This window comes from Ruegeria sp. CH10 (assembly GCF_056537125.1).
Genome location: NZ_JBQFQY010000001.1, coordinates 1,109,330 through 1,133,168, shown reverse-complemented (window position 1 = coordinate 1,133,168; position 23,839 = coordinate 1,109,330). Strand labels below are relative to the sequence as shown.

Annotated in this window: 24 protein-coding genes and 2 tRNA genes; 12 read left to right on the top strand and 14 right to left on the bottom strand. The window is 57.6% G+C overall.

Annotated features, from left to right (window positions below):
- Window positions 1-425 precede the first annotated feature (425 nt).
- The 6 genes from ACRZ94_RS05620 to ACRZ94_RS05595 all read right to left on the bottom strand — a co-directional run bounded on the left by ACRZ94_RS05620 (window position 426) and on the right by ACRZ94_RS05595 (window position 3,552).
- Window positions 426-500, bottom strand: a tRNA-Phe gene (locus ACRZ94_RS05620).
- A 79-nt stretch (window positions 501-579) separates the two neighbouring features.
- Window positions 580-762 carry a DNA gyrase inhibitor YacG gene (locus ACRZ94_RS05615; protein ID WP_480796863.1) on the bottom strand — a complete coding sequence of 61 codons (183 nt, stop codon included), beginning with the start codon at window positions 760-762 and terminating at the stop codon, window positions 580-582.
- The gene (locus ACRZ94_RS05610; protein WP_480796862.1) at window positions 759-1,781 is read right to left on the bottom strand and encodes a ribonuclease E/G; all 1,023 of its coding nucleotides are present in this window, start codon (window positions 1,779-1,781) and stop codon (window positions 759-761) included. The genes ACRZ94_RS05615 and ACRZ94_RS05610 overlap by 4 nt, the downstream gene beginning before the upstream one ends.
- Window positions 1,778-2,356: a Maf family protein gene (locus tag ACRZ94_RS05605; protein WP_480796861.1), complete on the bottom strand. Its 579-nt coding sequence runs from the start codon at window positions 2,354-2,356 to the stop codon at window positions 1,778-1,780. Before ACRZ94_RS05605 ends, ACRZ94_RS05610 begins: the two co-directional genes overlap by 4 nt.
- 11 nt (window positions 2,357-2,367) lie before the next feature.
- Window positions 2,368-2,586 carry a translation initiation factor IF-1 gene (gene infA, locus ACRZ94_RS05600; RefSeq protein ID WP_005978431.1) on the bottom strand — a complete coding sequence of 73 codons (219 nt, stop codon included), beginning with the start codon at window positions 2,584-2,586 and terminating at the stop codon, window positions 2,368-2,370.
- A gap of 90 nt (window positions 2,587-2,676) precedes the next feature.
- Entirely contained in the window at window positions 2,677-3,552 is an 876-nt protein-coding gene (locus ACRZ94_RS05595) for a carbon-nitrogen hydrolase family protein (protein ID WP_480796860.1), read from the bottom strand.
- Window positions 3,553-3,722: 170 nt separating this feature from the next.
- Here ACRZ94_RS05595 and ACRZ94_RS05590 point away from each other — a divergent pair, with 170 nt between their 5' ends.
- Entirely contained in the window at window positions 3,723-4,430 is a 708-nt protein-coding gene (locus ACRZ94_RS05590; protein ID WP_480796859.1) for a hypothetical protein, read from the top strand.
- A 43-nt stretch (window positions 4,431-4,473) separates the two neighbouring features.
- On the opposite strand, the gene ACRZ94_RS05585 is transcribed toward ACRZ94_RS05590, so the two are convergent.
- The 8 genes from ACRZ94_RS05585 to ACRZ94_RS05550 form a co-directional block, all read right to left on the bottom strand.
- On the bottom strand, window positions 4,474-5,067 hold the full coding sequence (locus tag ACRZ94_RS05585) for a GNAT family N-acetyltransferase (RefSeq protein WP_480796858.1): 594 nt from the start codon (window positions 5,065-5,067) through the stop codon (window positions 4,474-4,476).
- Entirely contained in the window at window positions 5,060-5,458 is a 399-nt protein-coding gene (locus ACRZ94_RS05580; protein ID WP_480796857.1) for a ketosteroid isomerase-related protein, read from the bottom strand. The genes ACRZ94_RS05585 and ACRZ94_RS05580 overlap by 8 nt, the downstream gene beginning before the upstream one ends.
- A 2-nt stretch (window positions 5,459-5,460) precedes the next feature.
- Entirely contained in the window at window positions 5,461-5,913 is a 453-nt protein-coding gene (locus ACRZ94_RS05575) for an arsenate-mycothiol transferase ArsC (protein ID WP_480649940.1), read from the bottom strand.
- A 3-nt stretch (window positions 5,914-5,916) separates the two neighbouring features.
- Window positions 5,917-6,396, bottom strand: coding sequence for a UPF0262 family protein (locus ACRZ94_RS05570; protein ID WP_480796856.1), 480 nt, complete (start codon window positions 6,394-6,396; stop codon window positions 5,917-5,919).
- A gap of 99 nt (window positions 6,397-6,495) precedes the next feature.
- Entirely contained in the window at window positions 6,496-7,797 is a 1,302-nt protein-coding gene (hisD, locus tag ACRZ94_RS05565) for a histidinol dehydrogenase (RefSeq protein WP_480796855.1), read from the bottom strand.
- Window positions 7,798-7,911: 114 nt separating this feature from the next.
- Window positions 7,912-8,388 (bottom strand): DUF2948 family protein, encoded by a 477-nt coding sequence (locus ACRZ94_RS05560; RefSeq protein WP_480796854.1) that lies wholly within the window; start codon window positions 8,386-8,388, stop codon window positions 7,912-7,914.
- Window positions 8,385-9,653 (bottom strand): UDP-N-acetylglucosamine 1-carboxyvinyltransferase, encoded by a 1,269-nt coding sequence (gene murA, locus ACRZ94_RS05555; protein WP_480649944.1) that lies wholly within the window; start codon window positions 9,651-9,653, stop codon window positions 8,385-8,387. Before murA ends, ACRZ94_RS05560 begins: the two co-directional genes overlap by 4 nt.
- A gap of 6 nt (window positions 9,654-9,659) precedes the next feature.
- Entirely contained in the window at window positions 9,660-9,815 is a 156-nt protein-coding gene (locus ACRZ94_RS05550; protein ID WP_480649945.1) for a hypothetical protein, read from the bottom strand.
- Between the two features lie 83 nt (window positions 9,816-9,898).
- Between ACRZ94_RS05550 and ACRZ94_RS05545 the strand changes: the two genes are divergently transcribed.
- The 11 genes from ACRZ94_RS05545 to ACRZ94_RS05495 all read left to right on the top strand — a co-directional run bounded on the left by ACRZ94_RS05545 (window position 9,899) and on the right by ACRZ94_RS05495 (window position 23,705).
- Window positions 9,899-9,973: transfer RNA gene (locus tag ACRZ94_RS05545), tRNA-Thr, on the top strand.
- Window positions 9,974-10,052: 79 nt separating this feature from the next.
- The gene (locus ACRZ94_RS05540) at window positions 10,053-11,579 is read left to right on the top strand and encodes a DUF6538 domain-containing protein (RefSeq protein ID WP_480796853.1); all 1,527 of its coding nucleotides are present in this window, start codon (window positions 10,053-10,055) and stop codon (window positions 11,577-11,579) included.
- 213 nt (window positions 11,580-11,792) lie between these two features.
- Window positions 11,793-12,488, top strand: a complete 696-nt coding sequence (locus ACRZ94_RS05535; protein WP_480796852.1) for a DUF3102 domain-containing protein — start codon at window positions 11,793-11,795, stop codon at window positions 12,486-12,488.
- A 10-nt stretch (window positions 12,489-12,498) separates the two neighbouring features.
- A complete protein-coding gene (locus ACRZ94_RS05530) occupies window positions 12,499-12,915 on the top strand; it encodes a hypothetical protein (protein ID WP_480796851.1) in 417 nt (138 codons plus the stop codon).
- A 454-nt stretch (window positions 12,916-13,369) separates the two neighbouring features.
- Complete coding sequence (locus ACRZ94_RS05525; RefSeq protein ID WP_480796850.1) at window positions 13,370-14,035, top strand: recombinase family protein; 666 nt, start codon at window positions 13,370-13,372, stop codon at window positions 14,033-14,035.
- A 439-nt stretch (window positions 14,036-14,474) separates the two neighbouring features.
- A complete protein-coding gene (locus ACRZ94_RS05520; RefSeq protein WP_480796849.1) occupies window positions 14,475-15,230 on the top strand; it encodes a BRO-N domain-containing protein in 756 nt (251 codons plus the stop codon).
- 206 nt (window positions 15,231-15,436) lie between these two features.
- Complete coding sequence (locus tag ACRZ94_RS05515) at window positions 15,437-15,757, top strand: hypothetical protein (RefSeq protein WP_480796848.1); 321 nt, start codon at window positions 15,437-15,439, stop codon at window positions 15,755-15,757.
- Window positions 15,758-15,769: 12 nt separating this feature from the next.
- Window positions 15,770-18,151: a hypothetical protein gene (locus ACRZ94_RS05510; RefSeq protein ID WP_480796847.1), complete on the top strand. Its 2,382-nt coding sequence runs from the start codon at window positions 15,770-15,772 to the stop codon at window positions 18,149-18,151.
- Window positions 18,152-18,202: 51 nt separating this feature from the next.
- Entirely contained in the window at window positions 18,203-22,063 is a 3,861-nt protein-coding gene (locus ACRZ94_RS05505) for a hypothetical protein (RefSeq protein ID WP_480796846.1), read from the top strand.
- Between the two features lie 121 nt (window positions 22,064-22,184).
- Complete coding sequence (locus ACRZ94_RS05500) at window positions 22,185-23,171, top strand: hypothetical protein (protein ID WP_480796845.1); 987 nt, start codon at window positions 22,185-22,187, stop codon at window positions 23,169-23,171.
- Between the two features lie 369 nt (window positions 23,172-23,540).
- Window positions 23,541-23,705: a hypothetical protein gene (locus tag ACRZ94_RS05495; RefSeq protein ID WP_480796844.1), complete on the top strand. Its 165-nt coding sequence runs from the start codon at window positions 23,541-23,543 to the stop codon at window positions 23,703-23,705.
- Window positions 23,706-23,839: the final 134 nt, after the last annotated feature.

Here is a 23,839-nt window from a genome sequence, read left to right as displayed (position 1 = left end):
GGAAATGCAGCCTGCAAAGCATCATAAGCACCCCTTCATGCCGCGCGGCTTAAACCGTCGCGAGGCGGCGTACTACGTTGGCGTGTCGGCGCGGTCTCGCACTTTGGTTCCCAGGGTGTTCTCGATGAACGCATCAATAGATTCATACGGTTGCTTGTCGTCAGGCACATGCTCCTCCAATTACTTGATGTTAAAGTGAAAAAAACAAGACTATACAGCATCCCGCCTTACGTGAATGGACGACGTCAAAGTTATCCACAGGACGAGATATGGAACGAAGGCCATTGTACACGACAGGACACCGCGAGAAGGGTTCGGAAAAGCCCAAACCAAGAACAAAATTGTCCCACTTTTCCCGCCCGCACATAGCGGTGGGACAAAAAGCCCATCTAAGCCATTGATATTATTCAATCTGGAAAGTGTAGTGGTGCCCGGGGGCGGAATCGAACCACCGACACGAGGATTTTCAATCCACTGCTCTACCCCTGAGCTACCCGGGCACGGGAACGGCGACTGCCGTTGGGTGGAGGCGTTCTATGACTTGCTACCGGCAGTGTCCAGAGGCTTTTTTACATTTTTTCAATGTGGACGAACGTGTCTGGTTTCTTCGTCCGAAACGTCGCTGTCCAGCTCTTCTTCGCGCTGGGACGGAACGGCATAAGACCCATTCAGCCATTTGGCCAAATCAATGTCGGCACAGCGTTTTGAGCAAAACGGGCGGAACTTGACGACGGTGTCATCGCCACAGATCGGGCAGCTCATTTCAGCACCTCTGCCAATGGGATGCGACTGCGTTTCCGCTGAAGCTCAAAGTGACCCAGCGGGGTCCAGCCGGCCAAAGTGGTTTCGATCCCATCCGTTTTGAACGCAGCGCGCAGGGCGGATTCGAACCCCCGGCGGTCCTTCTTGGGCATCGGTGCCAAATCAAGCGTAATCTGGCCGCCCAAACCGCGAACACGCAACGCGCGGGCCAGCGTCTTGGCGCAGGCGAAGTTGGCTTTGACCCCGGCGGCCAGCGACGTGTCCGTCCCGGTGTTCACGTCCACCGCAACCAAGGCGCGCGTGGGCTGGATGTATAAGTGCCCACCACCCGGCAGGGGCTCTGATATACCCTGCGCGGTCTCCAGCGCGTCGAGAACACCCTGCGTCTCGAATCCACCGGCCTGCGTCACAACCTCGGCCGGGTCGGTCCAGTCGCGCCAGGCCAGAACATGGGGGCCGTCGCCCGCCAGCAACATCCCGGGCTCGGTACCGGCGTCGTTCAGCACCTCTTCGGCGTGGACCAGCATCGCACGGATGTCTTCGGCGATCTCGGCCTCGTCTTCACCCGCACAGCACGAGCGCAGAATCAAACCGTATGTGCTGCCGTCCATCTCTTCATGCGCGACTTCCAACAGGCGGTCACGCTCATCCTCATCCCGAATGCTGCGCGAGATATTCAGGCCCGGCGCATCGGGGGTTACAATCGCATAGCGGCTTTTGAACAGGATGCGGTCCGTGACCGGTAGCGCCTTGCCCGGTTCGGCATAGCCGGTCACCTGAACCAGTTTCATTGCGCCGGGGGCCAGGCCCTTGACCTGCCGCAGAAAGGCGGGGCCGTCCGGGGTTGTCAGAAACATACCGCCCTGACCCTTGACCGGTCGGTCGGCGCGGGCGCGATAGATCGTGCCGGGGGCAGGGGCGTCTGCGGCAATCAGGAAATCGTCCAGCTTGCCATCCACCATCAAGGCAGCGGCTTCGCGGTTGTCGATATGGTCCAGAACGATGGTGCGACCCTTCATGATGCCTCACGATACAGGGGATAGCCGATGCCTTGCAAAAGGGCGGCGGTTTCAGACAGGGGCAGGCCAACGATACCGGTGAATGAGCCTGAAATCCAAGGGATGAAGGCGCCAGCGGGGCCTTGGATGGCGTAGGCGCCTGCTTTGCCCTGCCAGTCGTCGGTTGCCAGATAGGCGTTGATTTCAGCGTCTGACAGGCGCTTGACCTTGACCTGGGAAACCACGTCGCGTTGCAGCACCCGATCGCCACGACGCACAGCGACCGAGGTGATCACGCGGTGCCGCCGTCCGGACAAGGCGTGCAGGTATTCCGCCGCCTGACCGGCATTATCGGGTTTTCCCAGAATACGACGGCCCAGTGCGACCGTGGTATCGGCGCATAGGGTGATGTCATCGTCATCGGCCTGAACCGCCTGAACCTTGGCGCGCGTGATGCGGCTGCAATAGGGCAGCGGCAGCTCGCCCTTCAGGGGCGTTTCGTCGATGTCGGGGGCGCGGATGGCATCGGGCTGCACGCCAAGCTGGGCCAACAGGTCCAGCCGCCTTGGGCTGCCCGATCCTAAGATGAACGCCATTGCGGCAGGCGTTACTTGAAGCGGTAGTTGATCCGACCCTTGGTCAGATCATAGGGGGTCATCTCGACCTGAACTTTGTCGCCGGCCAGAACACGGATGCGGTTCTTGCGCATCTTGCCTGCCGTATGCGCGATGATCTCATGGCCGTTTTCCAGCTCGACCCGAAACGTCGCATTAGGCAGGAGTTCCTTCACGACACCGGGAAATTCGAGCGTATCTTCCTTGGCCATGTTGTCTCCACATTTACGTTGCACTCGCAGAATCTGCGAGGATGTGCGCTTAAATGAGCCTATTTCGGGCTTATTTCAAGGCCGGAATCGCTAAACGGCCGAGATTGTGACCGATTCGACTCGGGGGGATTGTTCCTCCCAATGGGTTCGGTTCAGGACATGGCCATTGGCGCGAACCTCGGCAATGGCGGACAGGTCAATGTCCGCATAGGTCCAGCCGGGCTGGTTCAGAGTACCTTCGGCCAGTACCCCGGTGGGGGGGAAGCCTTTGTCTGGCGGGCCAAAGATGCCGCCAGTGCCGGTGTTCATATCCACGGCTTCGGACCAGTCATTGTTCCCGACCAACGATGCCATCACCGTAACGCATTGATTTTCCAGCGCCCGTGACATGGCACCAATGCGAACGCGCCAATAGCCCGCCAACGCCTCGGTGCACGAGGGGACGAGGATCAAATCCGCCTTGCTCAGGGCGCGGCCCAGCAGGGGGAATTCGCTATCGTAACAGATCAGAACGCCGATCTTGCCCAGCCTGGTGTCGAACAGTTTCAACGGGCCACCGGCGGCGATGTCCCAATCCTCACGCTCGAACCGGGTCATGATCTGCTTGTCCTGATGATCCTGCTCGCCCTCGGGCGCGTACAATTCGGCCCGGTTCACCGGACGGCCCGGCCCGTCCGTAACCGGAGCGGACGCGCCCAGAATGTAGGTATTGTATTCACGCGCTAAACGCCGATGCAGGGCCTGCGCGTCTTCCATCCTGTCAGAGACCGCGCGGATTGACCTTTCCAGATCACCGGCGATCTCGGGTCCGTCCAGCGTCGACAACTCCATCGCGCCATATTCGGGGAAGACCAGCAATTCCGCGCCCTGTTTGGCCGCATCCCTGACCCAGCGATCCAGCTTGTCCTCATACTGGGCCCAACTGTCGAGCCAGTCGAGGGCGTAGGCAGCAGTTGCGACTTTCATGGGATGGGGTCCTATCAAGGGAATTGCAGCGAGAGATTAGAGATCAACTGGGTGAGATGTACAGTCGATATACTTCGACGTCGAAAAAATTTGTTTAGTCCCCCAAAGCCCGAAGCTCGTTGACATCCTGTTCCAAGTTAGCTCCTGCTATCGTACCCGCTAATGAAAGCATGAAAGACACAGCGATATTGACTAAAATAGTATTTTCTTACCCAGAAAACGATGAAGACCCATATCTAACCTATTACAAAGATAGCTTTTCATCTGTATTTGTCGCTACAAATCCCTTCCTTAGAATTCCTGATATTCCATTGAACCCGCAAGGCGAATGGATTCCCGAGGATGTCGACTTGATCGCGAAGCAGCGAGGTTCTGACGTTGGCATATTGTGGCGCGAAATTGCGGAACTCTGCGGATTTCCATCCATATCCTATGTCAATCGAGCCTTAGGCTTGACTGGCTCAAAACGGCTTTCCAGTGCCCTAGCCTGCCCAAGTGATACAACAAAAATGCTGAAAATATGCCAAGCGCAGAACATTTTTTTGCCAGATGAAGGGTACTTATCGCCCTTGTCTGAAATCTCTCTTGCCCGGTTTCTAAATGCTCTAGGGCAATTCGAAGTGATTGCCGCCGATCACTTTGGGACGTCTCCGCGCCACATAGCTTCCGTAGATATCTTAAAACCAGAGGGCGGCGCACCGCCTGAAATTCAGGCTATCGACAAATCTTTTTACGTTTCGATTTATACTGACTATCACTATTTTCTGGTTTGTCAGACAGATACCAGTAGGCTTCTTGCAAACCCTGCAGACTATTTCGAAGGCTTTTTTGCCGACGAGGGAACAAATGACTTGTGGGGGGTAGGCGAGCTGATCTGAAGATTGCAAATCGACTTAGTGTCGCCTTGCAAGCAAGGACAACTCACAAGTCCCTGATCCAAAACTGCAGCGGCTTTGGGGTCTCAGCCTGTTCCCCTACATCCTTCCACGAAAACTGCGCGACCACACCGGACAAAGGCGCGTAGCCCCGCGCATGCCAGAAGGAATCCAGAGGTCGGTAGTTTTCGGGCCGCATCGGATGATCAGCCGGGCGCTGGACGCCGCAGAAGGCGCATTTTTTGAAACCCAGCGCGCGGGCATGGCCCTCGCGCAGGTCAAAGAACTTATGGCCCACGCCTTGTCCGCGATAGTCCGGCAGCAGAACGGATTCGGCGCAGTAGAAAATCTCGGACAGGTCCAGACCTGTTCCTTCGAACGCCGCGGCGAAATCGTCGGCGTGGTCGGTCAGGGGCGCGCCGGTTGAGGCACCGATCAGGCGGTCGCCTTCGAATGCCCCGACGACAATGGCGCGCGCGCTGTCGCGATAGGATTGCAGGTATTTCCGCTCATACGCCAGATCGCCGTCGTAAAGGTAGGGCCAGGCGCGAAACACCTCAATCCGCAGGCGGGCCACATCGTCCAGAGCGGCCTCAAGCGCCGCTCCGGTCAGGGGGCGGACGTCGGTGACCTCAGCCACCGGACACCTGTTTGGTCCAGTCGGCGAGGTTGTAGAAGGTGGTCACGCGGGTGATCTTGCCGTCTTTCAGGTCAAAGAATGATCCCGCAGGCAGGCGGTAGGTCTGGCCATGCGCCTCGGGCAAGCCTTCGTCGGTTTGCAGATAGGTGCCGTTCACGATGAATTCGGCTGCCGCGCGGGTGCCGCTCTGGGCGTCGAACACCACGATGTCGGTCAGGTTTTCGCGGTAGCAGCGGTTCATGTGGTCGCAGAAGGCTGCGAATTTCTCTTTGCCGACACGAATCTGGCCTTCGTTGACGTGATGGGCCACGTCGTCGGACAGGCAGGCCAGCATGCCGTCAACATCACCTGCGTTGAAGGCTTGGAAATAGGTTTCGACGGTCTGGTTCATGGTCACTCCGTTGGTTCGCCCCAGCGGTCTTTGAGATGCTTGATGATCTGATCGCGGGTTTGTCGGTAGTGATTTAGCTTTTCTTCGCGGCTCTCGCCCAGTCCGGTAGGGTCCATTATTGGCCAATAATCGACATCCAGGTGAAAAATCCGGGTTAATTCCAGCGCACGGCGCTGGCTGGCAGGCGACAGAGCCACCACAAGGTCGAACGAGCTGAGGTCATCGCCCCATTCCTGCATCTCATCAAAGGACCGGGTTCTGTGGCGCGACAGCTCGACATTGATCTCATGACACACCGCGATGCAAAAACCGTCGATCTCAAGATCGTTGCGGACACCGGCAGATTGCACATAGGTGCCGGTGCCATAGAATTTCTTCATGATGCCTTCGGCCATCGGGGACCGGACCGAGTTGTGGTCGCAGCAAAACAAAACCGACTGCGGCAGAGGCGTCACCCGTCACCCCCCGAAGTGCAGCACGCAGATCAGCGTGAACAGGCGGCGGGCGGTGTCTGTGTCAATCTCCGCTTTTCCTTCCAGGCGTTCCTGCAACACGCGGCTGCCTTCGTTGTGAATGCCGCGCCGGGCCATGTCGATGGTTTCAATCTGACTGGGCGGCAGGGATTTCACCGCGTCGAAATAGCTTTCGCAGATCTGGAAGTAGTCTTTGACCACTTGCCGGAACGGGCCAAGAGACAGGTGGAACTCGGCCGCTTTCTCTTCGGCCTCGGTGGCGATGTCAAAGACCAGCCGTTTGTCCCGGATCGACAGCTGCAGGTGATAGGGGCCATCCGGCACCGCACGCTCATCCCGTTGGGGCAGGGCAAAGCTGTTGTCTTCCAGCAGGTCAAAGATGGCGACCTTACGCTCCTGCTCGATCTCGGGGGTCGGCGGGGGCAGGTTTCTGTCATCCAGTTCGATATGCGAAATGCGGCTCATCTTTACGGTCACACTTTTTCGGGTCTGCCCAGACCTATAACACGGTCATGCATTCGGCAACGCGCAGAAACGCCACATTGCACGCGCCTTTGCGTCACATCAGCCGTTGAGACGTTTCAGCCGCGCGGTCACGGACAGCCCGTGCGCCTCAAGACTTTCTGATGTTGCCAGTTGCTCGGCTGCCGGACCGATGGCGCGCAGGGCTTCGGGCGTCATCTGGCTGAGGGTTGTGCGTTTGAGGAAATCCATGACGCTGAGACCGGAAGAGAACCGGGCCGACCGTGCGGTGGGCAGCACGTGATTGGGCCCGCCCACATAGTCACCGATGGCTTCGGGCGTGTACTGGCCCAAAAAGATCGCGCCTGCGTGGATTGTCTTCTCGCTCAGCGCAACGGGGTCCGCGACGCAAAGCTCAAGGTGCTCGGGCGCAATGCGGTTTGACAGGGCGGCGGCCTCGTCCAGATCGCGCACGGTGATCACGGCGCCAAAGTCTCGCCAGCTGGCCCCGGCAATGGCGCGGCGTTGCAGGGTTTTCAGCCGTTTGTCGACAGCCTCGGCAACGGCCCGCCCAAAGGCGGCATCGTCGGTGATCAGGATCGACTGTGCGCTTTCGTCATGTTCGGCCTGGCTCAGCAGGTCCAGCGCGATCCAGTCTGGATCGTTGTCCTTGTCGGCGATGACCAGAATCTCGGACGGGCCCGCGATCATGTCGATCCCGACCTTGCCAAAGACCCGGCGTTTGGCTGCCGCGACAAAGGCATTGCCCGGACCGGTGATCTTGTCCACGGGTTTCACGGTTTCAGTGCCATAGGCCAGCGCCGCAATCGCCTGTGCGCCGCCCATCCGGTAAATCGTATCCACACCCGACAATTGCGCAGCCAACAGGACCAGAGGGTTCACGTGCCCGTCCGGTGTCGGCACCGCGATGGCCAGCCGGCCAACGCCCGCCACCTTCGCCGGGATCGCATTCATCAGAACCGACGACGGATAAGAGGCCAGCCCGCCCGGAACATACAGCCCCGCCGCTGACACAGCCGACCAACGCCAGCCCAGGGTTGCCCCGGCTGCGTCAGTCCATTGCTGATCTTCGGGCATCTGCTTTTCGTGATAGGCCCGAATGCGGTCTGCGGCCAGTTCCAGCGCGGCGCGGTCCGCGTCCGAGACCAGCGCGACCGCCTCGGCCACTTCGGCTGCGGAAAAGGCCAGAGTTTCCGGCGTCAGGTCCAGCCTGTCGAATTTCGCGGTCAACTTCAGCACGGCGGCATCGCCCCGGCTGCGCACATCCTCGATGATTTCGGCGACGACGGCATCCACATCCGGGCTGTCTTCGCGCTTGGCCGAGAGCAGGTCTTGAAAAGCGGTTTCAAACTCGGATGAGGTGGTATCAAGGAAAACGGGCATTGTCTGGCTCTCCGGGGGCGTTTCCCCCGGACATATCGCCGGGGTTGCGTGGTCTCAACCCTCGCTATGTGTCGCAGGTTGCAAACGCGCAGTATTGGCGCGCTTGTTCTGCATCTATTCAGGGTGATGCGGGGCCTGCCCGGAGGGTGCCTGATAGGGGCGCGTCACATCCTTGAGCGCCGCGTCCACCGCTTCGACCCGCAGGCGAATGGCCCCGTCACCGGCCAAAGTCAGCAACACCTGACCCGCGCCATCTTCGCCGGGTTCGAAATCCACGGACAGCAAGGACAGGATCATGTCCTTGTCGCTGCGGTCGATCCCCTGACTGGCCACTGACAGCACTGAATCGAAGACCAATACTGACTGCACACGCTCGAACGGGCGGTCGCGGCGGCTGGCGGCGTCTTTGTCTTCCCAGCGAAAGCGGTTCAGCAGCAGGCCAAAGCGGCGCTGCGATGGATGCCATGTCATCTCGGTCACCGGGAAAACGGCATCCTGCGTCAGGGTCGAGATCACCTGCAGGTCATCCGCATCCTCGGCCCCAAGGTTCAGCGGGGCCTCGCGCCCATCGTGAAAACTTGCGTCTGTCATTGTCCCTTGATCCGTTCGATTTTGGCACCCACGCCTTCCAGCTTGCGCACCACATGCTCATATCCGCGGTCCAGATGATAGACCCTGCTGACCGTGGTTTCCCCTTCGGCCGCCAACCCGGCCAGAATCAACGAGACCGAAGCCCGCAAATCCGTCGCCATCACTGGCGCGCCTTTCAGGCGTTCAACACCTGTTACGGTGGCGGTGCCACCATGCACCTCGACATTCGCGCCCATACGCACCAGTTCGGGCGCGTGCATAAAGCGATTCTCGAAAATGCGTTCTTCAAGAACGGACACACCTTCGGCAGTGCACATCAGCGCCATCATCTGCGCCTGCAAATCGGTCGGGAAACCGGGGAAGGGCTCGGTCACCACATCCACAGCACGCACGCGGCCGTTTTTGCGTGCAACCTTCAGCCCTTTTTCCGTTTCCGTCACGCTGACCCCGGCAAGGTCCAGCTTTTCAGCAAAGGAGTCGACCAACCGCATCCGTCCGCCCAACAGCTCAACCTCGCCGCCGCAAATGGCAGGGGCCAGCATGTAAGTACCCAGCTCAATCCGATCTGTCACAACCTGATGGGTCGCTCCGTGCAGGCGATCCACGCCCTGAATTTCGATGGTCGAACTGCCTTCGCCCGAAATCTGTGCGCCCATCTTGCGCAGGCATTCGACCAGATCGACGATCTCAGGCTCGCGCGCAGCGTTTTTCAGAACCGTGGTGCCCTTGGCCAGCGTCGCCGCCATGACGATATTCTCGGTCGCCCCGACCGAAGCAAAACGCATCTCATGCACCGCGCCTTTCAGCCCGCCGGGCGCCTTGGCATGCAGGTAGCCGTCCTTCAGTTCGATCTCGGCCCCAAGCGCCTCAAGCCCTTCGACATGCAGGTCCATCGGGCGCGCACCGATCGCGCAGCCACCGGGCAGGGACACAACGGCCCGACCAAAGCGTGCCAGCAAGGGGCCCAGAACCAGGTTGGAGGCCCGCATCTTGCGCACAATATCGTAATCCGCCCGCTGGCTGGTCAGATCATGACTGGACATGGCAATGACCTGACCGTCCTGCAGCGCCGAGACCTCGGCCCCCAGCGATTGCAGCAAGGCTGTCATTGTCTTGATGTCACTCAGCCGGGGCGCGTTCGTCAGTGTCAGCGGTTCTTCGCTGAGCAATGTCGCAGGCATCAGCGTCAGACACGCGTTCTTGGCCCCCGCGATCGGTATCTGACCGTTTAGCGGCCCGTTGCCTGTTACCAGAATCGAATCCATCTGCTCTTATTCCTCGTCCTTATCAGCTTTGTCCTCGGATACCGCCCGCGCCTTGGCCTGCGCCTTGCGCCGCGCCATATTCGCCTTTAGCGCAGCCTTCAGCCGCGCTTCGCGCGCATCCCCGGATTTGCTTTGTTTTTTTGGTGAATTTTTATCTGTCATAATCTTTCTCTACAGGAGGCGAAAAAAACCGTCCAGACACCCTTGCGCCCCGTTTCGTTTGAGTCTAATCACCCGCCCACAGCGCTGCTGTAGCTCAGAGGTAGAGCACTCCCTTGGTAAGGGAGAGGTCGAGAGTTCAATTCTCTCCAGCAGCACCATGGCTTCCATATACAGATCAAAAACTTACGCCAAACCAAAGGCTTACGTCGCCCGACTCCTACACAGGAGTCCTACACAGTGACCCTGAACATGCCCTCACCGACCAAGGACAAAAACAGCGGAATTTTCTACCTTCGGGTGCGCGTTCCATCTGATTTGACGCGACTCACCGGGAAAACCGAGGTGACAAAATCGCTTCGCACCCGAGAACCAGTCGAGGCAAAGGAGCGTTTCGCAGTCGAATATGCCAAGTTGCAGAAACAGTGGGCAGCCCTTCGAGCGAGGCCGGAACCACTTCCTTTGAAGAATATCGTGGCTCTGTCTGGTCGCATCTATTTCCGTTTGATGGAGACACTCGAACTTGAGCCGGGTGAACCGGAAATCTGGAAACATCTATTGTCGCTGAGCGAGCAAGCCGAAGCTGCTGAGAACGGCTTCGAAAAATGGTATGGTGAGGCAGCCGACGAGGTGCTTGCAGAAGAAGGCATCGCAATAGACGACGCATCCCGCACGCGGCTCCTGAATGAGGTCCACAAAGCATGGACGCAGGCAGCCAACCAACAGATGAAACGAGCGGAAGGCGACTTCGCCCCGGACCCGCAAGCCAATCGCTTCCCCAAATGGGAACCCGAAGGAGAACCTCAAAAGACGACGCGAGGACCTACGCTGACAAGCCTGTTTGAACGGTGGGAGAAAGACCACATCAGCAACGGCAAAGCCCCTGCTACGATTGGCGACTTCGCCCAAAAGAAGAACGCACTTGTTGCATATCTCGGGCATGAGGATGTGTCCAAGATCAAGACCAAGGACATTGCTGATTGGTGCGACTACCTTCGAGATGAAAAAGGACTCAAGGCTAGGACCATTGGCCTCAAATACCTAGCTGCCATCAAAGCCATTCTGCGGTTGGCTCGCTCTAAGTTTCTGATTGAGGATGACCCCTCAGCAGGTGTGTCTGTCAAAGTCTCCAAACGGGTAATTGGACGCCCCAAAGGCTTCACTGATGACGAGACAAAGCAAATCCTGCGATGCGCCAATGAAGCACTTGAAGCAGGCACGGCAGCGGCCAAAAAGAACAAGTTGGCCTGCCGGTGGATACCTTGGATTTGCGCATACACAGGTGCAAGGGCAGGAGAGATAGCTCAGCTTCGACAGCAAGATTTGAATACCACAGGGGATGTGAAGTGGCTCTTAATCACGCCGGATGCTGGGAGTGTCAAAGCAGGCCACTACAGGACGGTCCCCTTGCATCCTCACCTTTTGGAAATTGGTCTCGTGGATTTCATCAAGAGCGCCGGTCCGGGCTATCTTTTCCATGATGGGGGCAAGACCCCGGAAGAAGCTTTCAGGCTAACCCAGAACGCCCGCGACAAGGTTGGGGATTGGGTCAGGAATAAAGCTGGTTTCACGGACACAAGGATACAACCAAACCACGCTTGGCGGCATAGGTTCAAAACCCAAGCACGGAATGCGGGGATTGATGTCGCGTATCAGAACGCCATATGTGGCCACGCATCGGGCAACGCAGGTGACGACTACGGGGACTATCCCATTGAAACGCTATATCGTGAAATCTGTAAGATACCCCGCGTCAAACTCGACTAGCTGAGCAGGTCGGACCACCGCAAAATACAAATTTTTTTCACGAGCGCAGGGGACACCTAGTCCTCTGCCTTTTTTGTTCTTTCAGAGGCTTACATTTTTTCACGTCACCGCTGCGTCACCAGTGCGTGAAGTGGATAAAAGTCTTTCATTTTCAGTGTCTTGAATTGTATTCGGCAGGCGTTATATGCCTCGTCGCTACAGCGAAGGATAACAATGCTCGACCGTTCAGACAGCCCCGCATCCCCCTCAACAAACCCTTGCCCAACCCTTACAGAGACCGCTCGGCTTGCCGTGTCGGTCAACTCCAAGCACCGCGAAGTGCAGCGCCTAGGGCGCACCGCCAAGGAAATCGCTGCGGAGATAGGTGAAGAACTGATTAAGGTGAAACAGAGGTTGGCCCATGGGGAGTTCAAGCCTTGGGTCAAGAAAAACTGCACCTTTGCCTACCGAGGCGCTGCGGAATACATGCAGGTGGCTAAGGCGAAAAGTGCGGACATCCGCACATTTGAGAAGTGTAGCAGCATCCGCGAGGTGTTGAACTACAAACCCAAGGCAGAACCCCAGACCCAACGCCGTGCGGCCACCCTTGATGATCTCCGTAAGGTGGAGCGTTTGCGGGCGCTTAGGGATGACCCTAGCGCGTCTGAGGGTGAACGCAAGAATGCTCAGGCCAAGCTCGATGAGATCGAGAAAGAGGTAGGGCCGGTCGAGGACGCAGAGACGCAACCCAAGGGCCGCAAGAAGAACGATCTCCGCAAAGAAACGAGACGCAAGGCTTGCACCATCATGGATAAGCTGACGCCCATCATGAAGCCCAAGGTGCGCAGCGGCGTGATCAACGCGCTAATGATCGCCTACGGAGACAACCCCGATAAGCTCGACGAGCTATTAGCTGAACTCACGCGCTGAAAGGCCGAAAATGTCAGACGAACTTACAAGAGAACTTGGCGCGGTCGTTGACCCCAAGACAAGGGAATACGTCCGCTGGGCCAAAGACGTGGATGCGTCTGAACCGTTCTTCGCGGTTCGGGATTGCTACAGGTATATGGGAATTGCACGGGTAGACATGCCCCATGGGCCAACCGTTAAGGGCAAAGTGCGGGGTGCCCAAACGCGCACCTTTTGGCGTGAGAACTGCGCCCACGGCGGCTGGCAGGTGGTTTTGGGTGTCCCTGCTAGCTACGTCCGCGACCTGAATACCGCCTTGTCGGCAGAGATGGCGTTGAGTGTGTCGGGCGGCGTCGAGCGGCTTTGCTACTTCCTTTTGAAGAACAACCCGGAGTTGCTTCTAGATGCCTGTTTCGTTTCACCGCAAAAATCTGACAGGCAGAGATAGATATAAAAGCCCGCGAAATCCCCCCTGCGGGGTGCCGTTATCAGAACTACATCCACATGTGGAAAAGCTCCATAAATGCAAATAAATCAATGTGTTGACACTTATTCCTGCGTGACTCATCTATACCGTGCATCTCAGTTATGCAGCACTACTCAACATAGGAATACTCTCGTGAAGAAACTCCACTCTCCGCTCATCATCATTGACTTCCGTGTTGGCCCGTTCGACTTGCTTGTTGAACTTTGGTCACACAAGACACCTTTCAAGATGCAGCGGGAACACCCTGACTGTCTCGTTGTCGATGTCTGGCGTCTATGCGCGATGTTCACATTCCACCGTAAGAATGCAGACACAGACCAGATGACACAGGCGTCGTAACATTCACAACCATCGTTGACATTTGCAACAAGGCGATGATAGGCCCCTCCTGAGACGATCAGCGAGGGGCTTTGTCGTGAAACAGTATGTCATCTATCGGCGGGTCAGCACTGAGGACCAAGGGAAGTCTGGGCATGGACTGGCCGCACAAGATCGGGACGTAAGCCTATTCCTCGAAAACTATTCGGAAGAACCATACGAGGTTATAGGGACGTTTACGGACATACTCAGCGGTAAGACCAGCGACCGACCTGAGTTGACCGAGGCGCTGAAACTTGTGCGAAAGACCGGGGCAGAATTGCTGGCGTCCAAACTGGACCGTTTGAGCCGTAAGGTTTCCTTCATCGCCACCATTATGGATGACCCAAAGGTTAAACTGCGCGTTGCCTCAATGCCCTACGCGGACAATTTTCAATTGCACATCTACGCCGCGCTGGCCGAACAGGAGCGTGAGTTTATATCCGCCCGAACGAAGGCTGCTTTGGCTGAGGCCAAGGCAAAAGGAAAAAAGCTGGGCGGCATCCGGCCAAAGACAGAAGCGCGAAACAAGGCCATCCAAGCCAATGCGAGGGCGCGGGCCGACAAGGTAGCCAAGACGGTTCAGCCCTTAAGGTCACAGGGGGCTTCGCTGAGACAGATCGCGGATGCCCTTAATACCTCTGGTGTCCCGACAGCACGCGGCGGCAAGTGGCAGGCATCACAGGTCAAGCGTGTCTTGGAAAGGCTCGAAGCGGCCAGCTAGATTGATTGCACCGCAACCCACATACTTGACCCAGAGAGGCGGCCCTGAGCGGCCCAACGGTCGGGTTTGAGGAATTTCTGTCCCGTTGCGGTTAAGCGACGATGGGAAGGCATCTCTGGGTCATTCCTTGGTAGAGTGATTTTGTCCTCTCAAATCCCACAACCCACATACTAGCCCTATAGGAACCGCGACAAGCGGTCACAGGGGTGGTGTTCTAGGTCTCACCTCAGGCTTGTCATGGAGCCGTTATGAGGTGAGGCCATTTTTTGTCGAGACGTTCCTGTTCGAAGGGGCGCTATCTATACTTTTCGCAGTTTGGATCAAAACTCAAACGGCTATCACGCTCTGGCAGACGAAGACCCACCTGACCTCAGTTGAGGTTAAGATACCCCTCAAAAAATACCCCTCATTACCCTTATAGTTATAGAAAGGACTTCGCATGAAACGTGATGACGATGGTGCTGCGTTATTTGCGGAAGACCACGAGCATAAGGTGCTTATCTACAATGACTTAGACGGCGACAAAGAAGTCGATGTCATCAAGACCGAGGGCAACATCTGGTTTCACGCATCATCGGCAATCGAGTTGATGGGCATGCAAGCAGCCGACGCAAAGAACACGGCTCGAACACTCAAGCGAATTGATCACCCTGACATCATCAAAATCAAAGACACACCTTTCAGGTTCCCTGATGGGCGACGTAACAGAGGCTCATTCATAAGCCCTAGGGCAATCACGTCTCTGGCCGAGAAGAAGACCAAAAATCATAATCCGTTTATGTCTATTCGGTTTCGTGACTGGATGCGGGATGAAGTCCTAATGGGTCTACCAGACGCCTCTAGGTCTCCTGCGAAGCACGAAAAGCCATCTCCCGGTCCAGTCTTTCATGCAGTCACTATAGAGCAGCCCGAAGACCACCCTGAGTTGGACCCTTTAAGGCCGATTGGTCTTTACCTGCCCATGGTCAACATGCCGCCCCTTCGACCTGACGAAGTTGAATTCTGTCTTTGCCCCAACCCATGGCATGGTCTCGGCAAATGCTGGTGTCGTAGAAAGGTTGGTATTCGGACTTGGGCGCAAGTGCAGGCTAAGATTGCTGGTGACGAAAATGGTGTAATCGACAACGAAGACACCTTCGAAGTGATAACTGAGATATTAACAATAGAACGCGACAGGATCGTGGCAGCCCGCTAAGCGGTTTCCTCCAACATCCCCACAACAGCAGACACACCACAGTGCTTTCTCCAAAGGCAGTGGGGTCTATCCGCGTGTCCGAAAGGAAAAGCATGAAAAAGAACTACACCCGTCCAACCGGCTCAGAGGCGACCTCATTAGGCGAACGAAACCGGACCCGGTGGACACGGCATCTACGCAAGAGGTTGACCGATTTGGTTCCCCCTATGGCTTTCATCAATGCCACCGAACACTCGGTTGCCGATGCGTTGGAACGTCAACGTGTGGCCCCCGCAAAATACCCTTGGCAGGACCGCCCGACATGGACGAACGCCCGCATTCGCATCGACCAGATGGCAACGCTTGAGTTGCTTCAAAAGCGGCACCTCAAGGCCACCGGAAAAGAAATCTCCAAGGCTGAGGTCTTGGCGGCCCTGATGGCCTGCGGCCTCGAAACGATCATCAATCACGAAGACTTCGGCGGCGCTGGCAGCGTCACCAGAACTCGCAATGACCAATCCAACGCATTTGCCTCAACAGGCAGCTAAAGGAACCCCCACATGGCACGACGCCCTCAAGTAAACACCAACCTCGGACAGCCTGAGTTGGTGCGCACCGTTGCACGCCCGACGCGGGACAACGCCCCTGTTTTCTCTCAAGGGCAATCCCGCGCGGGGGCCTTGGCGCAATCCCTGCTGTCCATCGCTCCGACCCTTCAAGGCTACGTTCAGGAGTTCCAAGCGGACTACCAAGAGAGCGAGGCCAACCGGGCCTATGACGAAATCCAAGGTATGACCTACGACGACGCCCAAGCGATGGTGCAGTCGGGTGAGATGCGGGACACCGAAAGCCCGTGGTATCAGGCAGCCTTCGAGAAGCAGTTCGGCACCGTTTACGCCGCCCGCCGCAAGCGCGAGTTGGTGGACGCCTACAACAACGATTTCGACAAGCACAACGGCGATCTGGACCAATTCATCGCTGACTTCGCTGGGCAAGACCTTGAGAAGTTCGGTGGTTCTGAGTTCATCATGTCAGGCTATCGGAACACCATGAAGGGTGTCCTCGGGCAACTCCGTGACAACCACGCTGAGTGGAAGTCTGACTGGACCCGTGAGCGCGTGGCCGACAACTTCGGCACCATCGCCTACGACACGGTGACCACAACGGTTGCTGAGGGTGGCGATCTGAACGCGGCTCTAGGTGCCCTGAAAGGGGAACACCGGGAAGCCTTTGGCCTGACCTTCCAAGAGATGGACAAGAACATCTTCGGCATCGCCTCGCGCCTCGCATCAGAAGGCAAGGTGGACGAACTGAACCAGCTTCTCACCACTGATATCGTTGGGCCGGACGGGACCGTTATCGGCTCCTACATGAACCGTCAGAAGTATGCCGAGGAAAGCACCAAGCTGCTTGAACAGGCGCGGGCAAATGCGGGCGCAACGGCTCGTGAAGAGAACACGGCAACCATCGTGGGTCTTCAACAACAGGCCGGAACGGGCACCCTCGACTTGGACCTCGCAACAGAGATGCGCGACCAACAGCAGATCAGCCTCGGGGAATACGAGCGCCTCGTTAAGGCCAACTCTGACGCCCAGATCAAGGCCACCGTGACAGCCCAGAACCAGCAACAGGTCGACACCATCAAGGTTTCGGCACTGCAAGCTGTGACGAGCGGGCAGGGGTTCGCCATTCAGGACTTCACCTATACCGACGCCAGTGGTAAGACCAAGACGATCTCTCGTGAGACGCTGATTGAAGACGCCGTTGTAGACAGCATGAACGAGCTTGCTCGGCGCGAGACTGCACCGGGCGTTATGGCTCAACAGTTATCGAGCTACGGCGTGGACGTGACGTATCCCGTTTGGGAGAACCTGATGTCTGACGGTTACCTGACCCTGACGGAAGCCGCATCGACTGATGAGAAGGGCGACACTAAAGTTCCCGACACGGCCCTTAAAGCCTATGCCACATACAAGGCGCTGGTAGAGACCCCGCAGCTTCGTGCACGCCACATCAACAACGCTGACGCTGAGAACGTCTGGTCTACGGCACTGCTGTTGGAACAGAGCGGCTACGAGGCCAAGGACGCCCTGTTGCGTGCATCCAAACCGGCAACCCCGGCTGGCGTGGCAGCGGCCAACAGCTTCTCCTTTGATGAGTTTCTTGCTTTAGCCGAGAGCATTCAGGGCGGTATGTTCGGTGACGATATGGCCAACGGTGGGGCGGCGCTCGGACAGACCGAGGCGCTGGCGAAGTTTTTCATCTCGCATGGCGTTCCCAAGGCACAGGCTGTGCAGCAGGCGATTGAGGACTATAAGGCAAGCCACACGCTGATCAACGGAGTATCCGTTAACACCCGCAACGTGTTCCTTCCGCAGAACTTTGAGGACGCCTCTATGGTTGTCCTAGAGGACTTTGCCGAGATGCACGACGTGGATGCTGACGACTTGACGATGATACCCTCACACAATGGCTCGAACAATTGGGTCATCGCCTACAAGGGCAATGTCGCAATGCCGGTTCAGATCGCAGGTGCTGACAACGTCGTCCACACCTCTGAGATCGAGCGGACATATGGCCAGCATATCGAGGAACTGGACGCTCAAGCGTTCGAGGCGCTCCAAGCCGAGATTGAGGAGAACGTCGCAGAGGCCGAGTTGGAAGCCCGCAGGAAAGAAGCAGCCCGTGAGGCCGGAGAAGGTTTCCGTAAGTGGCAGCAGATGACACGGAAGGAGCGTAAGGCGGCGGGCCTGCCGACCTCCCTGATAGGCGCTCAGCGGCTCTATTCGGGGAACCGCGCACGGCGCAGCGTTTTTGATGAGACTGAACTGTCTTCCGAGGGCATCAAGGCAGAGAAGCAAGAACAACGCGATCTGATGCAGTCGGACGAAGCTGACGACCTCTTCGAACAAATGGGTCTTGGAGACCCGTTCGCAAACTAAAGGTGCCCCCTATGGGGCATCTCATCTATTCCATTTTAGGACACCTTCCACATGACAACTACGACTTCCCCCAACGCTGTGTTGGGCCTAATCCGTGGCGCGGAAACGACCAAGGGTTATGAGGACTTCTACAGCAAGTCCGTGATCGCACCTCCGAAGCCTGTCACTCAGATGACCGTGCGCGAGGTCCAAGAGTATCAACGGCGCAGCATCAACGCTGGCTCCAAGTCTTCAGCCATCGGCGGCTACCAGATCATCAGCAAGACCTTCAACGGATTGGTCTCTCAGCTTAGACTGACCGGCGACGAGGTCTTCAACGAAGAACTCCAAGACCGTATGGGCATGCACCTCATGGCCCGCCGTGGATACAACGATTGGGTCGCAGGAAAGATCACCGACAACCAGTTCGCCAACAACCTATCGAAGGAATGGGCAGGACTGCCGATGGTTTCCGGCAGCAAGGCTGGCCGCAGCTACTATGCTGGCGATGGCCTGAACGGCGCTACCGTCACCCCCGGTAACGTCTTCGAAGCCCTGAACGCAGCACGCACGGGTGGCGCTTTCGAGTTCCAGCGGACCCAAGGAACCACGGCTGGTGGGCCTCGCCCCGCGCCCTCAGCCTACAACGCTTCGCTTGAAGACCTTGTCCCTATGGAAACCTTCGAGCAACGCGCTATCGACGCCGTTGAAAACACCCCTGTATCGACGTTCCGAAGCAAGGCCCAGGAATTTGGCCTGACGCAGCAGACAGTGCAGGAAACGCCGTCATGGTGGGACGCCACGAAGATGGCTGCGAATGAGGAATGGATTGGCCTGAACCTTGCCCGTCAGTTGGGCCGCGAAGAGTTCACCCCTGACAGCAGCTTCCGGCTTACCGAAGACCTCTGGAAGGAAGTCACCACCGATCTCGACGATGTCTACCATAGCGGATTGGAAGGGGCGACCTCTGAGGCTCACCTTCGGGCGCTGGCCGCTCAGATGCAGCATGAGCAACAAGTTGATCGCGACCTCTCTGGCCTTGGCTGGGGCGGCACTGGTCTGCGCGTTGGCGCTGCCATTCTGGACCCGGCTGCAATTCTCACCTCTGTGGCGACTGAGGGTCTGGCCGCTCCGCTGATCTACGGCGCAAAAATCGGCCGAGTTGGTCGGGCGCTGCGGGCCGGTGTTGCTGCTGGTGCGGTGAACGCCGGGATCGACGGCTACCTCGCAACTCAGGACCAGACGATGGGCTGGGATGACGTGGCTATTTCGGCTGCCGCTGGCTTCGTGCTGGGCGGTGCAATCGGCGGGCTGCGCGGCAAGACCCCTGAGGACAAGGACATGGGCGCTGCACTCCAACAGGACTTCCTTGACGGAGAAGTTGACAACATCGCTCGCGGGTTCGTTGGCGGGACCGCTGACGGCTCCATCGGTGCTGCTCGGGTGCCCCAAGACCCAGACCTTTCGACTGCCGAGATCGTGGCAGCAGAGAGTGCAGCCGCCCCGACGACCGCATTCTCAAGCGCACGCATCGACCGTTCGGCTGTCCTCAAGAGTTCCGAGAGTGACGTTATGCGTCGTGTCGGTGCTGGTCTGATCGAAGACGGCGTCGGCAACGCTGACGGCTCGGTAAACCGCTTCTCGGTATCTGAGAAGGTGGCCCGTGAAGAGCGCGTTCGGACAGGCCGGTTCTATCGCACCTACAACAACGCCTACCGCGAATGGCTTAAGGACCAAGGCAAGCGCATGTTTTGGCAGCATGGGGCAGGGGAGCGCGCTGAGTTCAACAAGCAGGTGTCGCTGGCGGTTCGCCGTGAGATCGACGCCGTGAACAACAAGCACGTCAACGCTGTGGCGTCACAGATGAAGAAGGAGTTCGCTGATCTCTTGGAGTTCGGCAAGCAATACGGCATCCGTGGCTTCGACGAAGTGAAGGCCAACCACAACTACATGGTTCGGCGTCACCGCATCGACCGCATCGACGATCTGGTCTCGGAGTTCGGCGAGGGCAACATCAACCAACTGGTCGCAGAGTCCATCCAGAAGGCCAACCGCAAGTGGCGCAACCGCAACCCCGGACGGGCCATGGCCGTGGACGAGATCGAATATGAGGACGCCCTCAAGATCGCTGACAGCTACGTCAAGAGCATCCGCTCGCGGCGCTACGGTGAGTTCAACCTGAACCGGGCACTTGCCGGTCAGGACATCGAGACCCTTAAGATGATGCTGGATGACGCAGGCATGTCCCCTGAGGATGTCACTCGCATCTCCGACAAGGTCCGCTTTAGCGTGGACAGCGGGGAGCAGGGACGCATCGCCTCTGCCAAATGGCGGCTCGACATCGACGAGGCCCACAGCAAGAAGCTCTACAACAAGTCGGGCGTGAGGCGTGAGGTCAGTATTGAAGAGATGCTTGAGAACGACGCTGAGCAACTGTTCGGGCAATACGTCCGTTCGGTCACCGCAGCGGGGCACATGGAGGACTTCCTGAAAGAGTTCCGCGTAAGGGACGCTGAGGGGAACCTTCCGGCGCACGCTCCGTCCTTCGAAACCGTCAAAGCCTACATCTCCAAAGAGGCTGGCGAGAAGGGCATGTCGGCCAAACAGGTCGCCAAAGAGATGCGCGTTCTGGACAACGCCCACAAGCTGATCAACGGCATCCCGATTGAGGGACCGTCAGGCTTCCGCACGGCTCAACGCTTCCTGCGTGACTACAACTTCTCCCGCATCGGGGGCCAGTTGGGTGTCGCTCAGTTGGCCGAATTGGGCAACATCGTCGGCAATGGCGGTATGCGCGTCCTAATGCAGAACCTCCCCTCGCTGCGGAAGGTGTTCGCCAACGCCAAGACGGGCAAGTTCTCTGACGACTTCCTGAACGAGGTCGAGGCGGTCTGGGGCTTCGGCACCGATCTGGAACGGATGAACATGGCCCCGATGTTCGATGAGATGGGAGCAGTCGAGCATGCCTCAAACATGCAACGTGCTGATCACTTCCTACAGCGCACCAAGAAGGTGACCGTTGTCGGCTCAGGTATGGGCCACGTCAACATGGTCCTGCAACGCCTGAACGCCCGCGTTCTGGTTCAGCGGTTCATGGACGACGCAACGGGCCGCAGAGGTATCAACCCCAAGCGCCTTCGGGTCATGGGCATCTCTGAGGAATTGCACCCGCGCATTCAGGAGCAGCTTCGCAAGCACGTCGATCAAAGCACCGGCATGCTGGGCAAGAAGGTGAACCGCATCAACATCCACAAGTGGGATGATGTGGACGCCAAGAACGCCTTCATCAACGGTGTTGACCGCTGGGCGAAGAAGTCGATCCAAGAGAACGACATAGGCAACATGCCTGACTTCATGAGCTACGAAGGTGGGAAAACAATCGCTCAGTTCCGCTCATTCATGCTGGCCGCGTATGTGAAGCAGACCCTTTCTGGATTGCATCATCGGGATTGGGAAACCGCTTCGGCGTTCCTGACGACCATGTTCTTCGGGGGCCTGTTCTACGCGGGACAGACCTATGTCAACTCGCTGGGCCGGGATGATCGCAGGCAATACCTTGAAGACCGCTTGTCACCTCAGAGCCTCGGCAAGGCTGCGTTCCAGCGTTCGGGGTTCTCATCGGTTGTTCCGCTGGCTGGTGATATGCTCGCCACGACAGTTGGTCTCGACCCTGTCTTCGACTTCCGGTCCTCTGGTCTCAAGAGCGGCGGTGTCAACCCCATGGATTTGCTCATCAGCAACCCCACAGGTGACCTTCTCGACGGCGCAAGTCGCGGCGTTGGCGGTGCCGTTCAGGGTGCCCTTAATCCGAACTACAAGTTCTCCGAAAAGGACTTCAATGCGCTGACAAAAATCAGCCTGTTGCAGAACATGTTCGGGGTTCGGAACGTCCTCGCGGCGATCAGCGGCGGCCTACCGGAATACTCTCAGTAGCCCACATACTAGACCACAATCTAACAGGCGTCCCCTCATGCTGGGGGCGTCTCCTTTATCAAGGGCACCCACGACACCGACCAAGGGTGCCCACCCCCTCAACTTTCCTAAGGAATACAACATGACAAACTGGACAACCGCAACTGGCGAGACCGAAGCCTCTGGATCGAACACTGCGAACGCCTCTATCGCCAACACACCCGACACGGTTGTGGGTAACGGCGGCTTGGAGATTACCGGCACAGGGCCGGTCATGAGCAACCGCTCCGCTTCCTACACGATGGGCCAAGAAGCACCCGCTCAGGGCAGCATTATCGCAACCGTAGAAAGCCATAGCGGCGGCGGCATCTTCGGGCGCAACCCGTCTGGCAAAGATACCGTGGACATTGGAGGAACCCGCACAAGCATCGACGTTGCCGTAGGCATGGGTCTCTTGGTTCGCAATGGCGATGGCACATTCTCTGACGCCAACGCACCGATCACTGTGAAAGACCCAACTGCTGCCGCAAAGGCCGCAAACAAATCGGCTGAACACCCAGAGGCCCCCAAAGCAGAGCCTTCGGGCGTGTCGTTCGGGGAAGACGCCGACGCGACCATGCAAGAGTTTCTGAAAGGGCAGAACCCCGGCGATCTCTTTAAGATGGTGGACAGCATCCTTCACAATGGCGACATGGACGAAGGCACCATCGGACGCATGGCCAGCATGGCGGGCGTTGAACCTGATGAGATGCGGGAGAAAGTCGGCGGCGTCTGGCAAGGCGCATACGACAGCGGGATGGACATTTTGGCAGAGGCTGGCTTGGACAATGAAGATGCCTTGACTGCGTTCGTAGCCGACAACCCTCAACTCAGGTCCAACGTGGTCGAAGCCGCCCGCAACTTTTTCGTCCATCACAAATCAGATGGTCTGCGCGGTATTGGCGAAGCTTATTTGCCTCAGATGGACCGCTACGAGACTGACCGCGCCAAGGACATGCTAACCCAAGCTGGGTGGGACTACGTCGAGAAACCGGGTGGGGGCCTGCAAGTTCTGGTCGATGGCGTTCCGGTGTCTTGGGACGTTGCGGTCAAGCAGCGCATCATCACATTCAGCCAAGTGGATGGCTAAGAACATGGGTGAACACACCAACCCGAAGTGCAACCAACTATCTGGGGTTTCCTTTGGGGACGACCGGATTGCTGACGCATCTGACGTTGCTGCCGAGGCTATGAGGAAACGAGCCGAACGCCGCGCCGATGAACGAGCTTACAAAGAGGCATTGGCGAAGTCGAAAGCGCGGCCCGATAACGCGCCCCAAAGGTGGCTCTCAAACGAAGACATAAGCTGACCACTTTACCCCGCTGCCTCCAACGAGGTGGTGCCGATGGTCTGGCCCCACTGAGCCTTGACAGCAAGAGCGTCCCCACAAGCAGCCAATAGTGACACCACTGGCAGCCTGAGTATAATCTGAGGGGCGAACCTTAGGGGGCACTCAAAATGGATACCAAGCAGTTCTACGAGACCATTGCCGAATTGAATGCGCAGACCGCAAAGCTAACGGCGGAAAACTCTAAATTGATCGACCGGAACCCTTACGTCCCCTTGGCAGCCAGTTCGTTTTTCACTCTTGCGCTGGTCGCATTGGTCCTGCTGATCTCTTAATGCCGTGGCGGCATATAGTTCCCCGACAATACTCCTACACAAAGGTTGATCTGCTGGAATTTTTATGCAATAAAAACAACACTATAAGATCAACAAAGCCGAGTTCAATTCTCTCCAGCAGCACCATTCCCCAG

Bases quoted from the DNA above. Each gene is read 5' to 3' on its own strand.
- ACRZ94_RS05500 (WP_480796845.1), top strand. From the start codon at position 22,185: ATGACAAACTGGACAACCGCAACTGGCGAGACCGAAGCCTCTGGATCG.
- ACRZ94_RS05560 (WP_480796854.1), bottom strand. From the start codon at position 8,388: ATGACAGACGCAAGTTTTCACGATGGGCGCGAGGCCCCGCTGAACCTT.
- ACRZ94_RS05520 (WP_480796849.1), top strand. From the start codon at position 14,475: ATGAAACGTGATGACGATGGTGCTGCGTTATTTGCGGAAGACCACGAG.
- ACRZ94_RS05605 (WP_480796861.1), bottom strand. From the start codon at position 2,356: ATGGCGTTCATCTTAGGATCGGGCAGCCCAAGGCGGCTGGACCTGTTG.
- ACRZ94_RS05590 (WP_480796859.1), top strand. From the start codon at position 3,723: ATGAAAGACACAGCGATATTGACTAAAATAGTATTTTCTTACCCAGAA.
- ACRZ94_RS05610 (WP_480796862.1), bottom strand. From the start codon at position 1,781: ATGAAGGGTCGCACCATCGTTCTGGACCATATCGACAACCGCGAAGCC.
- ACRZ94_RS05530 (WP_480796851.1), top strand. From the start codon at position 12,499: ATGTCAGACGAACTTACAAGAGAACTTGGCGCGGTCGTTGACCCCAAG.
- ACRZ94_RS05510 (WP_480796847.1), top strand. From the start codon at position 15,770: ATGGCACGACGCCCTCAAGTAAACACCAACCTCGGACAGCCTGAGTTG.
- hisD (WP_480796855.1), bottom strand. From the start codon at position 7,797: ATGCCCGTTTTCCTTGATACCACCTCATCCGAGTTTGAAACCGCTTTT.
- ACRZ94_RS05505 (WP_480796846.1), top strand. From the start codon at position 18,203: ATGACAACTACGACTTCCCCCAACGCTGTGTTGGGCCTAATCCGTGGC.
- ACRZ94_RS05495 (WP_480796844.1), top strand. From the start codon at position 23,541: ATGGATACCAAGCAGTTCTACGAGACCATTGCCGAATTGAATGCGCAG.
- ACRZ94_RS05515 (WP_480796848.1), top strand. From the start codon at position 15,437: ATGGCTTTCATCAATGCCACCGAACACTCGGTTGCCGATGCGTTGGAA.
- infA (WP_005978431.1), bottom strand. From the start codon at position 2,586: ATGGCCAAGGAAGATACGCTCGAATTTCCCGGTGTCGTGAAGGAACTC.
- murA (WP_480649944.1), bottom strand. From the start codon at position 9,653: ATGGATTCGATTCTGGTAACAGGCAACGGGCCGCTAAACGGTCAGATA.
- ACRZ94_RS05580 (WP_480796857.1), bottom strand. From the start codon at position 5,458: ATGAACCAGACCGTCGAAACCTATTTCCAAGCCTTCAACGCAGGTGAT.
- ACRZ94_RS05570 (WP_480796856.1), bottom strand. From the start codon at position 6,396: ATGAGCCGCATTTCGCATATCGAACTGGATGACAGAAACCTGCCCCCG.
- ACRZ94_RS05535 (WP_480796852.1), top strand. From the start codon at position 11,793: ATGCTCGACCGTTCAGACAGCCCCGCATCCCCCTCAACAAACCCTTGC.
- ACRZ94_RS05550 (WP_480649945.1), bottom strand. From the start codon at position 9,815: ATGACAGATAAAAATTCACCAAAAAAACAAAGCAAATCCGGGGATGCG.
- ACRZ94_RS05615 (WP_480796863.1), bottom strand. From the start codon at position 762: ATGAGCTGCCCGATCTGTGGCGATGACACCGTCGTCAAGTTCCGCCCG.
- ACRZ94_RS05595 (WP_480796860.1), bottom strand. From the start codon at position 3,552: ATGAAAGTCGCAACTGCTGCCTACGCCCTCGACTGGCTCGACAGTTGG.